Consider the following 12,756-nt stretch of genomic DNA (forward strand, 5'->3'; position numbering starts at 1 on the left):
TCGGAAACTGCGGTTTAAATGACAACAGGTGAGGATTAAATTTCGTTTATTATGAATGACATTCAAGAAAGAACAGCATATTAAGGAAAAATAACAGTTTGAAGGTGATCTTACAATGGAATTTATACCGCGTGAACAACTAATAAATGAGCTGCAGGACTCTTTTAATCCTCTCATGGAAAAATACGACATAGACAACATCGGTGTGTTTGAAGAAGAAGGCCAGGATGATTCTTATTACGTCGGATATACAGTAAGTAAAAACGGGAAAGTTTACATGGTGCATCTTCCGTATAAAAAAAATAAGGATGGCCATTTAGCTCGTGCTCAAGGAGGATGGACGGTTGAAACGGATGAACCTGCGACTGTGGACGAAGAAGGTTATGAGGACTTAGATGACGTTTTCCAAAGATTTCTTACGTAAACATAACTTTTTAAATGAAATTTGGTGATGAACAATGAACTGAAAGCCGTCTATATCAGCCCCTTTAAATGTTTTCTTTGTGTCCAAGATTTTAAAATATTTTATCACTTTCAAAACTCGGGATGCTTATCTTGATAGTGAATGTTTTTAGAATAGCAAACGCAAGGTATTGTGGACTATTGTAATATTCTTTTTCCCAAAACAATCCTTTAAAAAATATTTGTCAGTTACATTATTGTGTTCCTGTATTTTGCTAATACAAACACTCCTTAACCCCATTTTCAATTGGTGGAAGGTAAAAGGAGGAACCAAGTACATGGTATTTGATGCCTTATCTTTTTTTTCGGGCCATTTTTCAAGATTAATTTGTGGGATCTTGCGAAAACACATATTTACTCATTGAAGTATGTTGGAAATAATTAAGAATCAAGAAGACTAATTGTCGCTTCATTGATGAAATGTTTTTGATATCCAAAATAAGTTGCTTCAGACAATACCCACATATCTAAATACACATTAGATAATGGTGGTAACAAATAAATGTAAACAACATACAATATGGCAGGCAATGGCCCAAATTTTTTAAAGAGGGTGTTTTTTTGAGACAACAAAATGTAATGTGGCAGCCTGTCGTGATTGAGCTGAATCGCAGTCTATACAGTGAAGAAATGGTTTGTTCCATGAGCACCCAATTGTTTTATATTCCCGAAACGGAAAACTTGCAGGGAAATGAAGAAATGCATTCCCACCTTGTTCCCGCCTCTTATCACCGCGTGACTGCTAGTGGTTCAGCAGAAAGAATAATGAATGGAGAATATGACCCGTCCATTGTGCAAACTTTGGTCAACTGCATTCAAAACGCAGAACAGAGAGATCGTAACGTACGTAATGGATTACAAGTCATGAGAAACGCTGCTCCCTCGTCCTACAAACCGTTTATTGAAAACATTATACGTTGGCAGGATGATGCGGAAAGGTATTTACAAAATGCTAAACAATTAACCATGCAGGTTACAGGTGCAGCCGAAGGACAGGGACAGTCCCCGTACAGTCAATCACAGAGAGCGTGGCCGTATTTTTAAACACAAATGTTGGAAAATGCAGTTCCTTTTATCATCGTTTTGTTTCCATCACCAAATCTAACGTCTTATGTTACACTATTAGTAAAATCTCGTGGAATGACAGGCAGGTGAAACGATGAAAATAGGACGTAATGATCCATGTCCATGCGGCAGCGGAAAAAAGTACAAGAAATGCTGTGCTGGTAAAGTGACAGCATTAACATATTCGAAAGAAGAAATTTTATATGTTCAACAAAGTATTTATAATTATGTTGTAGACCATTATATACTCGAACTAAGAGATTATATAAGCTTTTTAATAGGAGATAATGCTTTAGACTCCCTCAGAAGAGAAGAAGAAGGTACCCTCTCTATTATCGCTGCCGCACATTGGGTTTTAGAAAAAAGGAACCAAGAGGAAAATGGATTGATAGACGAGATCACCAGCCTATCTTTTTGGAACGCGAAGCAGCGTCGTCTATTAGACACGTGGAAGAAAACATCCCTATTTTCCGTATGTTTTATTGAAGAATGGGGAGAAAAAGAATTAATCGTCCAGGATATGATAAATGGAGACACATTGCATGTAGAGACCCCACTGGATTTTACAAACGGTCCATTAGGAATTTGTTTTCTCAGCCTCGTACCTGCCCAGCAGCACTGGGTTATGTTTGGGATGCCTTGTTTTATTGCCCCTTATGATGAACACAGTGTTAAAGAAGCGTTTCATAACTTCAAAAAAATCTTTGAAGGCTTGGTCACATTATCAAAATCCCTTTCATTCGATGAAGATCCGTTCGCGAAGGTACTGGAACAGTATTTCTCTCTACATTATGATGAAGAAACAGAAGAGGAAGACTATTATATAAATAGTGACTTAACAGACGAAGAAAAACAAGTGATGACGGTTTTCAAAAAGCATGCTAGTCAAGAGCTTCGTGATGAAGGAGGGTTAGACAAAGCAGAAAGGATTTGGGAAGCCTATTGCGAAGTCGCTCTTCCAATAATTAAAAAGCCTGAGGCATATGCGGCCTCTTTAGAGTACTATATGAGCAACGACGTCTTAACTGTTCCGGGTGCTACCCAAAAAGCTCTTGGGAAAAAATATGATGTTTCTCCAAATACGATCTCAAAACGGATACAGGATTTCGATGACGCACTGATGGAGTACCATATGCGTGAAACTGCAGCTAAACCGGCTGATCCGCAAAAAGACAGAATTATGATGGAACGCCAAATGTTTATTTTACATAAAGAAATGGAACGACTCGGTCTTTCATCTATCGAGGAAATCGAGGCGTTTCAACAAGATTTTAATCCAGAGCAAGCTTTGATAGAGCAGTGGGATGAAGGCGATAGAGCCCAGCTGATGTTATATGACGCCATGCTTGAACCACATCCTGTGGAAAAGAATCATTTGATTCAAAAAGCGCTCAAAATTGATGAAAATCAACCTGACGCATATCTACAGCTGGCTAAAATAGCGGTGTCCGAAAAAGAAGAATTGGAATGTACAAGAAAAGCAGTAGAAACTGGACGAGCTGTGCTCGGAGAAGACTTTATTAATAAAGAAAAAGGACATTTTTGGCTCCTAACAGAAACACGCCCTTTTATGCGTGCGATGCAGCAGTATGCCTCCCTTCTTGAATTTACTGATCCCAAACAAGCTGCACAAATATATGAAGAAATGCTCAAGCTTAACCCATCTGACAACCAAGGAATCCGTTATCAACTGCTGTCGCTTTATCTTTTGATTAATGAACATGATAAAGCAAGTGCATTAATAGACGAATACCCTGAAGAGTCTGCTTTCTGGCTGTTTCACCAAGCTTTTATTGAATACATGAACAATGGATTATCGAAAGAATTTGAAGTGAAGCTCCATAAAGCAGAAAAAGAAAATCCTTACATTATTGATTATATAGTGGACTTGGAACGTATGCCGATAGAACCTTTCATGGTTGAAGCTTTTTCTCCTGGAAGCCCAGAAGAAGCCGCAATATATATCGAAGATGCCGTATTTATGTGGCAGGATGAAGACGAGTTGATGAATTATTTGAAAAAACGAGCGGCACAGTGATGCTGGCAACATCCTAGTGTGCACTTTGTGTGGGGCCTGGCCCGCGTTTACGTCACGCGGCCAGGCCCCCTATTTGTTTTCAGATAGAAAGCGGAGTGAATTGAACAGTTCTGGCAGCAGCTCTGGAAAATGTGGTTCTTAATGTTACTGTTGAAATTGAAGTGAAATTAGCAGTAATTTCGAAGCAGACACCGGCCGTTTTTTCGTCAAATCACTTTAGATGGTAGAGATATCCGCTTTTTTTGCTATTTTTATATCTATTATCTGGATTACATAGCTCCATTTGTTCCAGTTTTTTACAATACTAGCCGGATTTTGCGATTTACTCGCCGGATTCACTGGTTTACTCACCGATTTCGCACTTTTACTCGCCGTTCTTGTTCCTTTACTCGCCATTGCGTGACTTTTACTCGCCTAGAAGTATTTTTCTTGACAGGAGAGGGTACTTCATTCGTTGAAGCTGATGACTGCTGGTATAAACAGCGGCAATATCACCAGTCCAAAGAGCATCAGACCTGATACTACCACGGTGCCCACCTGCATCAGCGTCAGTACGCCGGATGGAATCATTGCCCCGAATGTGCCGGATAAAATGATTGCAGCTGTGATGATAACGGTGCCCATTTTCACCATCGATTTCATTAGACCTTGCCGTACGCCGAGTGCTGCTTCTTCCCGGTAGCGGTCAAATAGGAAAATTGAGTAATCCACGCCCAGTGCGACGAGCATGACAAAAGCAAAAAACGGGACTGGCCACATGATACCGGGATATCCTAATCCATTGACGAAAATCAATTCCGCTGCTCCCATAGCGGTATAATACGTTAATAACAGGCCTGCCAAAATAAACAGCGGTTGAAACAGAGAGCGCAACAATACAGCTAAAATAACAAATAACCCAACTAAAATGATGATGATAGTGTTCGTAAAGTCTTCCGATGATACATTCTGCAGATCTGCATTTATACTAGGAACGCCGCTGTAGGCAATGTCACCTTTTTCTAGCGGAGTTCCTTGTATTTCCTGATCTACAATCTGCCTAACCCGCTTTGATGCATCAATAGCGTCAAGGGTATATGGATCATCTTTTAAACTTACTTCTAACGTCATTCCGGTATTATCGGAAAATACATATTCATCCACCGCGTCCTGAAAGTCTTCCTCTTCCAAAAACTCCTCTGGTACGAAGACACCGGTCCCGCGAGTATAGGCTGCTTCTGAAAGATCTTCTGTAAACGTTTCTGCTTCTTCAAGGCCTGCTTCGATTTCTTCGAGACCGTCTATCGATTCCTGTACCCCGGTTGCCAGATCCTCTAGACCGCCCGATAGATTACTAGCTTGCTGCTGCTTGGCTCTCATTTCAGCATTACCTTGCTGAAGTCCGGATTGGATCTCTGTTAATCCTTGCTGGACTCCGGCAAGCTGCTGAACAGCCGTTTGAATATCACCTGTCTGCTGGAGCTGCTGCGAAATGCCTCCCACTTGCTCGTTCACATCTTCTACTCCAGCAATGGCTTCATCAAGCGAACCGCCAGAACCTGCAGAAGATACTTGATTGTTCATATCATGAAGACCGTTTTCTATTTCGGTTAAACCATCCTGCACCTCGCTTAATCCTTCCCTTGCATCTCCTATACCGGAGGAGATGTCTTCCATTTGCGTGTCCACGTAAAGTTCATCAATGACAGAACCTGTCGGACGCGTCACACTCCGGACTTCTTCTACATCTTCAGAACGTTCAATCGTTTGAGAAAGACTTTCCACATAAGCGATTTTCTCTGCGGTTACCATATCTTCTTCTGTATCAATGACGACTTGAAGAGGCAGCGCATCTCCCATTCCAAATGCTTCTTCAACTACACGCAGCCCTTCCACCGATTCAGCACCGCCGCTGATTTCATCCGTATTATTGTAAGAAACATCGTTGTCGTATGTTACTAAAAACGGCACTGTAATAATCGCTACGATCACAATGGAAAGAATTGGCCGGTATACAGAAAGACTTCCCATCATCTTCCATAGTTTATTATCGTGATGCGATGCTGCCTTTTTAGACGGCCAAAATAACTTCTCTTTCAAAACGGCCATAAAAAATGGAACTAACGTATACAGTACAATCAGCAATACAAATATACCAACAGCTACCCCAACAGCGGATTGGAATATAGCAAAGTTTGCAAACCCGATAGCTGAAAAACCAACAAATACGGCCAATCCACTGTAAAACAACGTCTTTCCTGCTGTTTTATACGTATTGACAATCGCTTCTTCCACCTCATGTCCAGCAGAAAGCTCTTCTTTAAACCGGCTTAAGAGCAAAATACAATAGTCCGTTCCGATCCCAAACAGCACAGCCACAAGAAAGATCTGCGTGTAAGTGGAAACCGGGAAGCCGAACCATTCTACGAATAAAGCAACAATAGATTGACTGATAAAATAAGTAATCGCCACAGAAATAAGTGGTACAAACGGAGTCACGATTGCGCGGAACACAACGAGCAGCAGAGTGAAAATGAGTACAATCGTAATTCCCTCTGTTTTCTCTAGCCCTTCCTGCGTTGTTTTATCCACATCATCACTTATAATAGAATCACCCGTCACGTATCGCTGCATGCCATCCGGGACACTTAAAGATTCAATCTTATTGCCAGCTTCGACCGCATCTTCTTCTGAACCATGAATAGCAACCGGAACAAGCACGACATCTTCGTTTTCTGATACGAGCTGTTCTCTTATTTCTTCTCGTTCAAATGGATTTGTCACCGATTCAGTGTTTTCTCCGTTTTTTATTTCTTCTATATATCTTTGAATCTCTTTTTCTATCTCATCTGTTAACGGCTCTTCTAATTGCAGAACAAGACTTAGCGTCTCCCCTCCTTCACCGGCCTCATCAAGAATGTCACCAGCTTGCTGGGAGGTTAAATTTGCAGGCAGTTGAAAGCTGTCTTCCTCTTCTGCCAGCTCGGTCAGGCTGGGGGCATAAAAAAATAACCCCGCTGTCAGTGCAGCCAGCAAAGCAGCAATGAGCCATCGAAATTTTATAATCGGGCGCATGTTTCTCTCCACTTCCTTTTAATTTTGTTTTTTTAACAGTTCTTTTACTTTGCTGAAGATATATATAAATTGATCTATTTCTTCATTTTCAATGCCCTCTAAGACGGAACTTAAATACTCATTCACCTGCTCTTTCGCTTCTTTATAGGCAGCGGCTCCTTTTTCTGTGAATTCCACGTGTTTGACACGTCTATCGTCCTCTTTTTGCACGACTTTGACATACTCTTTATCTACTAGTTTTTTCAATCGGCTTGATGTAGCACTTTTATGTCCGCCTTGTAGTTCGGTGAGTTCTTTAGACGTTAACGACCCATACCTCTCCAACCAATTCAGCATTTTGATCTGCTCCATAGACAATTCTTTATGAAGTTCATTTTCAACCTTTCTAAACACTTCATTTTGTCCATAAACCATAACGTCTGTGAATAATCGAATCGCCTCTTGTAATCTATCACTCATTTAGTTTACCCCCTAAACTTTATTTTAGTTTAACCGTTGAACTATTTTTTGTCAAATAGGAAAAAACAATTATTTTAAAAATTTTACAAATATGTTACATTTGTAAAAAGAAATAGTTCTGTTGTTACACTCGCCATTGATATTAACTGAATATTTCGTATATTAATGTCATATCATGGGGGAATGGTAATGAAGAGGTTATTTGTGTTTTTAAAACCGAAGAGAACATGGCATGATTTTAATAGGTTCGAGCGGAAAATGTGGGTGCAGCTATTTGATAGAAAAAAAGCAGAGCTTAAAAAACAAATAAAAGATAACGTACAATGCTGCCGCTTGGCCAAACGCTATGCGGACTGGCAGATGCGAGCTATGGGATAGGTTTAGAAAAAATATATTATTGACAAAACAAATGGTAATGGAAATTAACATTAATAAAGCTCATCAAGCAAATACAGCTTGATGAGCTTTATTGTATTGCAAAAGTAATCAAACGTTTGATTGACCTTCCCTGCAGCTTATACAGAAATAACATGTTTGGGTGTTTTCCCAAGCACTCCGTCTACACATTGCTTGGCCGCATCTACATACATGGCATGCCTTGTTTCATGAGTTGCTGTGCCAAGATGCGGCAGCGTGACAACTTGGTCCATTTGGAGAAGCGGGTTTTCAGAATCAACTGGTTCTTTTTCAAACACATCAAGTCCGGCTGCTTTTATCCACCTTTCTTGGAGTACATGGATTAAATCTTCTTCCACCACGACGGGACCACGGCCGCCGTTTATAAAAATCGCGTCCCTTTTCATTTTTTGAAAGGCCTCAGCGCCGATCATTCCCCGTGTCTCTTTAGTTAATGGCGTTAAAACCATCACGATATCTGATGTTTCAAGCAAGTCATCTAGATCGGCATAAACGGCTCCCGTCTCTTTTTCTGCTTCTGGTTTACGGCTTCGATTATGATACATCACATCCATATGAAAGCCAAATGCTGCGCGGCGGGCAACTTCTTGGCCGATTCGTCCCATCCCGATAATACCAAGCTTTTTGTGGTGGATGTTCGTTCCAAAATAGTGGGATGATAATGGTTTTTTCCAATTGCCCTCTTTAACAAACCTGTCCAATTCCGGCATCCGCCGTGCTGTAGCAATCATAAGTCCAATCATTGTGTCCGCCATCGTTTGAATAAGGACCTCCGGCGTATGAGTAGCTATTATCCCTCTATTAGTAATGGCTTTCACATCTAAATTGTCGTATCCAACGGAGACGTTACTGACTACTTTCAAGTTGGGAGCTTGATCAAGCAGCGCATCATCCACTTTTAATCCTGCACCGTACAGTCCATCTGCTTCTTGTAAGTATTGGTAAAACAATTCTTTTTGTTTTCTCGGCCGGGCTATTTGTACCTCGCAATGTTCTTTCATTAAAGCTAGTACATCTTCCGGCGGTTCAACATATGAGAGTATCATTGCCATTGTTTATATTCTCCTTTACTGGGTAGCGGGAGTTTTTTTATTATAGTTTTTGCTTTCATTACACCGTTGCCGATGAGGTTAGTCCATTAATAAATGCAATACTTTCAATCGCGATTTTCTCTTTATTATTATCTAACGTCGCGACATGGTAACTATCCTCCATTGGAATCAACCGTTTATCTTCTGATGCTAGGCGGTCATAGATCCATGAACTGTTTTCTGGCGGCACGACATGGTCCACCTCAGATACAAAAATTCTTGCAGGCACTTGAATCTGCGGTAATTTCTGACGTGTTTCTTTCACCAATTGCTGAATCTCCCCGAGCGATTTCACTGGGGTTTTTTCATAGGCTAGCTCCTCGACATTTTCTTTTTTAATGTCTGATCCTATGGCATCTAAAAATCTAACAGCTGGCACTGCTTCCGGACTCATTTCAGGAATATCAATAGCAGCATTTATAAGAATGATACCTTTTGTTTGCGGATACTGTTCTGCCAGGTGCAATGTCAGTGTACCTCCCATAGATAAACCGGCAATATAAATATCATCACACGTTTCCTTTAAAAAATGATAACCTTCATCTACTGTTTCACACCAGTCTATATAGGTAGAGCGTTCCATATCTTCATAATGGGTGCCGTGTCCTCTTAAACGCGGGCCAAACACGGTAAACCCTGCTTGGTTAAAACTTTCACCGAGTGATCGCACGCTTTGTGTCGTCCCTGTGAAACCATGAATCACCAATACGCCCGTTTTATCACCTTCAAAATAGAAAGGCTCCGCTCCTTCCATCACTGGGTATTGTTCCTTCATTTTCTCACCTTCCCCCCAAAATCTACCTTAGATTCCTTCTTTATTGATATACATCATTCCTCTCATTTTTAACTTTTTTTTGTAAAATTAGATCTTTTTCCTTATTGTTCTACAAATGGAAGATAATGAACGGCTTTAAAAGGGGAATAATAAAATATGGGTGTTATGTTAGTGCCGCGCCAATGCATGTCATTTACGAGTCCATGCATTTCAATTTCCGCTTCCGCGCGACGAAGATTCCACGGTTCATGTGAAATCGGCCCCTTATACACCTTGTTACCTCTCATTGTCCATAAACAGTACCGTTCGGTTAGCCAATAAGTTAAAGAGTCAGATGAAGCTTGAAATGAATCCCCATACGGACGATACCGCCCGTAAAAAGAATCCGGACGATAACCTTTTTCTACACGGCGGCTAAGAAAATGTATCCATTCGCCGTTTGAAGTTTTTGTCATCCTTGCCCGTCTATAGGGCATGTGCAGTAAAGATCTAGCTGCAACTACAGCTAAGCAATGATTTGCGTCTAAGCTTAAAAAATAAACACCTGGTTCTCCTTTATATGTTACATACGTTCTCACATTTAATTCAGCAAAATGAGTAAATGGCAGCGGAGCTGGTATTCCACTCAGCTGAACATTTGTTCCGTAAAACGGTACGATACTTAACCAGGCCTGTCCCTCAAACGTATCTATTTCAAACGCTTCCGGTACGTACTGACGTATTTTTTCTAATGATACAGGCCAGTGGATAAACAAGAGATCTTTCCATGTCTGACGAGCAACCCACGCTATTTTCAGCACCTCCTTCCCTTGTCTTTTCCCTCTTTTTCACCTTTTTAATGATGAAAATAAAAGAAACGGCGTATCTATTACAAAAAACGCACTCGTCGACGGTTAGGATGTGCTAATGTCGAGACGTGACGTTTTTGAGGACGGACATATAGACATCTTGTGTAAATCAAAGCAGAAGTCCTCACGTCGTGTGGAAGTATGTTTCTGCGGCGACGCATAATCGCAGGTGTTAAGAACAATGGTGATTGAATTTCCTTTTATTTTCCAATACTATCCGAATATGCTGATTTATTCGCCGTTCCTAGGTAAATACTATCCGTTATCTTCGTTTTACTCGCCAATCTTTAACATTTACTCGCTATTGCGGATCGGGTCGTGCTTTCTGTTACGTTGAAAGGTGCAGAAGTCACTATTGAAGTCCATTTCTGGGCACTGGATCATCGCAGGCATCAGAAATATGGTGATGTTTTACCATCATATGGCTGCTCTTAACTTCCTTTATCTTCCATCACTGTCCGAATATGCTGATTTACTCGCCGTTCCTAGGCAAATACTATCCACAATCGTTTTTTTCTCGCCTATCTCTTCCATTTACTCGCCATTGCCCTAAAACAACGAGTGCAAGCAAAAAAAGCCGGCCACTATAAAGGCCGACTATTATTTTCAATTTCTTTTACTTTATCTTTAGCGATGTGCCAGCCATGATCTTCTTTGACTGACCGGACAATCATTGAACCGAATGTGAGTATTACACCAACTCCGATTGCTAGGAAAGGAATGATATTAGTATCTGCTACGTTTATCAAAATTAACCCGAATCCCCACCAAAACAAGCCAAGTGCCATGAGAAACGGCAATATCGAAGGATTCGGCATATGAATATCTACTACCGGTTCGGCCGGTTTCATGTGCCCTTCCCCATGAACTTTTTCATAAAACCAAGGATCAAGTGAACGTACTTGCGGCACTTGTGCAAAATTATATTCAGGAACAGGTGACGGAATCGACCATTCCAATGTCCTGGCATCCCACGGATCCCCTACTTTGACGCGTTCACCTTTTACAGCAGAATAAATGACATTAATAACGAGTACAAGGACTGCGGCTGTCATTAAAAACGTGCCCATCGTGGAAATAAAATTATAGATATCCAGCCCTTCACCTGCTCTATACGTAAAATAACGGCGGGGCATGCCAATTAAGCCAAGAATATGCTGAACAAAGAAAGTTAAATGAAAACCAACGTACATCAGCCAAAACATAAGCTTACCTAATGTTTCATTTAATTTATGTCCAAACATCAATGGATACCAATAATACAACCCAGCGAAAATACCGAGAATAATTCCGCCGATAAAAATATAATGAAAGTGGGCAACGATAAAATACGTATCATGATAAAGATGGTCTACCGGAGCCATAGCAACCATGACACCCGTGACCCCGCCAAGTACAAATGTTGGCACAAAAGAAGATGCACATAACATTGCTGTATTGAACGTAATCTTTCCGCCCCACATCGTAAACAACCAGTTAAATATCTTCACACCAGTCGGGACAGCAATAGCAAAAGAGGAAATCGCAAAAATGGAATTGGTAATCGGTCCAATTCCGACCGTAAACATATGATGCACCCACACCATAAATCCGAGAAATGCAATCAACAATGTTGCAAAAATCATGGCAGTGTGTCCAAATAAACGTTTTCTAGAAAAAGCCGGAATGACTTCTGAGAGAATTCCAAATGCAGGAAGAACCAGTATATACACTTCGGGATGCCCAAAAATCCAAAAGATGTGCTGCCAGAGAACAACACTTCCCCCATTTTCTACTTGGAAAAATTGCCCGCCAAACAGCCTGTCGAGCATTAACATAGCCAACCCTGCAGCAAGCGGAGTGAAAGCAAACACTATCAGAATCGATACAACGAGCGTCGTCCAGCAAAAAAGCGGCAAACGCATCATTGTCATTCCTGGGGCCCGCATATTAATAATAGTTACAATAAAATTAATCCCCGAAAGAAGTGTTCCAATCCCGCTGATCTGTAAGCCAAGCGTATAAAAATCCATACCTAAATTGCCATATTCTCTCGTTGATAACGGCGTGTAAGCAAACCAGCCTGCATCCGGACCGCTCCCGAAAAACCAGCTGATACTTATGAGCAATCCGCCAAAAAAGAATATCCAAAATGCCAAAGCATTTACAAACGGAAAGGCTACATCCCTCGCTCCGATTTGGAGGGGGACGACGTAGTTCATAAACGCAAACAACAACGGTGTCACCGCTAGAAACAGCATGAGGGTACCATGCATCGTCAGCAGTTCATTATAAGTTTGGCCGGTTAATAATGTATTTTCCGGATACATCAGCTGAATCCGCATCAATAACGCCATCACCCCGGCCTTTATAAAAAACAACGTTCCTGCAATTAAGTATAATACCGCTATTTTCTTATGATCGACAGTCGTCAGCCAGTCCCACAGCACACTTTTTTGTTTTTTATATTCCACTGCTGTTTCTGCCATATGTTCGTCATCCTCCCGGGGGTGAGTTTTTCTGTTTTGTTAACAACCCCGGCTTCATTATTTCCATTCAGAAATAAGG

The 12,756-nt window shown here is 41.0% G+C and carries 10 protein-coding genes; 4 read left to right on the forward strand and 6 right to left on the reverse strand.

Features of this window, described 5'->3' with window-relative positions; genetic code table 11:
• The first annotated feature begins 115 nt into the window (after positions 1–115).
• From CEF16_RS13965 to CEF16_RS13975, 3 genes are all read left to right on the forward strand, one after another.
• Entirely contained in the window at positions 116–424 is a 309-nt protein-coding gene (locus CEF16_RS13965; protein ID WP_091583321.1) for a DUF5634 family protein, read from the forward strand.
• Between the two features lie 599 nt (positions 425–1,023).
• The gene (locus CEF16_RS13970; RefSeq protein ID WP_245917875.1) at positions 1,024–1,506 is read left to right on the forward strand and encodes a hypothetical protein; all 483 of its coding nucleotides are present in this window, start codon (positions 1,024–1,026) and stop codon (positions 1,504–1,506) included.
• A gap of 115 nt (positions 1,507–1,621) precedes the next feature.
• Positions 1,622–3,565 (forward strand): tetratricopeptide repeat protein, encoded by a 1,944-nt coding sequence (locus CEF16_RS13975; RefSeq protein WP_091583318.1) that lies wholly within the window; start codon positions 1,622–1,624, stop codon positions 3,563–3,565.
• 447 nt (positions 3,566–4,012) lie between these two features.
• Here the strand turns inward: CEF16_RS13975 and CEF16_RS13985 are convergent, their stop codons facing one another.
• Both CEF16_RS13985 and CEF16_RS13990 read right to left on the reverse strand, forming a co-directional pair.
• Positions 4,013–6,619 carry an MMPL family transporter gene (locus tag CEF16_RS13985; RefSeq protein WP_091583312.1) on the reverse strand — a complete coding sequence of 869 codons (2,607 nt, stop codon included), beginning with the start codon at positions 6,617–6,619 and terminating at the stop codon, positions 4,013–4,015.
• A gap of 18 nt (positions 6,620–6,637) precedes the next feature.
• Positions 6,638–7,078 (reverse strand): MarR family winged helix-turn-helix transcriptional regulator, encoded by a 441-nt coding sequence (locus CEF16_RS13990; RefSeq protein WP_091583309.1) that lies wholly within the window; start codon positions 7,076–7,078, stop codon positions 6,638–6,640.
• A 189-nt stretch (positions 7,079–7,267) separates the two neighbouring features.
• On the opposite strand from CEF16_RS13990, the gene CEF16_RS13995 reads away from it, so the two are divergent.
• Positions 7,268–7,456, forward strand: a complete 189-nt coding sequence (locus tag CEF16_RS13995; RefSeq protein WP_091583306.1) for a hypothetical protein — start codon at positions 7,268–7,270, stop codon at positions 7,454–7,456.
• A 137-nt stretch (positions 7,457–7,593) separates the two neighbouring features.
• Here CEF16_RS13995 and CEF16_RS14000 read toward each other — a convergent pair whose 3' ends face one another.
• The 4 genes from CEF16_RS14000 to ctaD all read right to left on the reverse strand — a co-directional run bounded on the left by CEF16_RS14000 (position 7,594) and on the right by ctaD (position 12,677).
• Positions 7,594–8,547 (reverse strand): 2-hydroxyacid dehydrogenase, encoded by a 954-nt coding sequence (locus tag CEF16_RS14000; protein ID WP_091583303.1) that lies wholly within the window; start codon positions 8,545–8,547, stop codon positions 7,594–7,596.
• Positions 8,548–8,605: 58 nt separating this feature from the next.
• A complete protein-coding gene (locus CEF16_RS14005) occupies positions 8,606–9,361 on the reverse strand; it encodes an alpha/beta hydrolase (RefSeq protein ID WP_091583301.1) in 756 nt (251 codons plus the stop codon).
• Between the two features lie 101 nt (positions 9,362–9,462).
• Positions 9,463–10,161: a YqjF family protein gene (locus tag CEF16_RS14010; protein WP_091583299.1), complete on the reverse strand. Its 699-nt coding sequence runs from the start codon at positions 10,159–10,161 to the stop codon at positions 9,463–9,465.
• Positions 10,162–10,793: 632 nt separating this feature from the next.
• Positions 10,794–12,677, reverse strand: coding sequence for a cytochrome c oxidase subunit I (gene ctaD / locus CEF16_RS14015; RefSeq protein ID WP_091583296.1), 1,884 nt, complete (start codon positions 12,675–12,677; stop codon positions 10,794–10,796).
• Positions 12,678–12,756 lie beyond the last annotated feature (79 nt).

Source organism: Alteribacillus bidgolensis (assembly GCF_002886255.1).
GTDB classification, from domain to species: Bacteria; Bacillota; Bacilli; order Bacillales; family Marinococcaceae; genus Alteribacillus; species Alteribacillus bidgolensis.

What these genes read in the sequence shown, in the direction of transcription:
- CEF16_RS13975 (WP_091583318.1), top strand. Translation starts at nt 1,622, where the DNA reads ATGAAAATAGGACGTAATGATCCATGTCCATGCGGCAGCGGAAAAAAG.
- CEF16_RS13995 (WP_091583306.1), top strand. Translation starts at nt 7,268, where the DNA reads ATGAAGAGGTTATTTGTGTTTTTAAAACCGAAGAGAACATGGCATGAT.
- CEF16_RS13965 (WP_091583321.1), top strand. Translation starts at nt 116, where the DNA reads ATGGAATTTATACCGCGTGAACAACTAATAAATGAGCTGCAGGACTCT.
- ctaD (WP_091583296.1), bottom strand. Translation starts at nt 12,677, where the DNA reads ATGGCAGAAACAGCAGTGGAATATAAAAAACAAAAAAGTGTGCTGTGG.
- CEF16_RS13985 (WP_091583312.1), bottom strand. Translation starts at nt 6,619, where the DNA reads ATGCGCCCGATTATAAAATTTCGATGGCTCATTGCTGCTTTGCTGGCT.
- CEF16_RS14000 (WP_091583303.1), bottom strand. Translation starts at nt 8,547, where the DNA reads ATGGCAATGATACTCTCATATGTTGAACCGCCGGAAGATGTACTAGCT.
- CEF16_RS13990 (WP_091583309.1), bottom strand. Translation starts at nt 7,078, where the DNA reads ATGAGTGATAGATTACAAGAGGCGATTCGATTATTCACAGACGTTATG.
- CEF16_RS14005 (WP_091583301.1), bottom strand. Translation starts at nt 9,361, where the DNA reads ATGAAGGAACAATACCCAGTGATGGAAGGAGCGGAGCCTTTCTATTTT.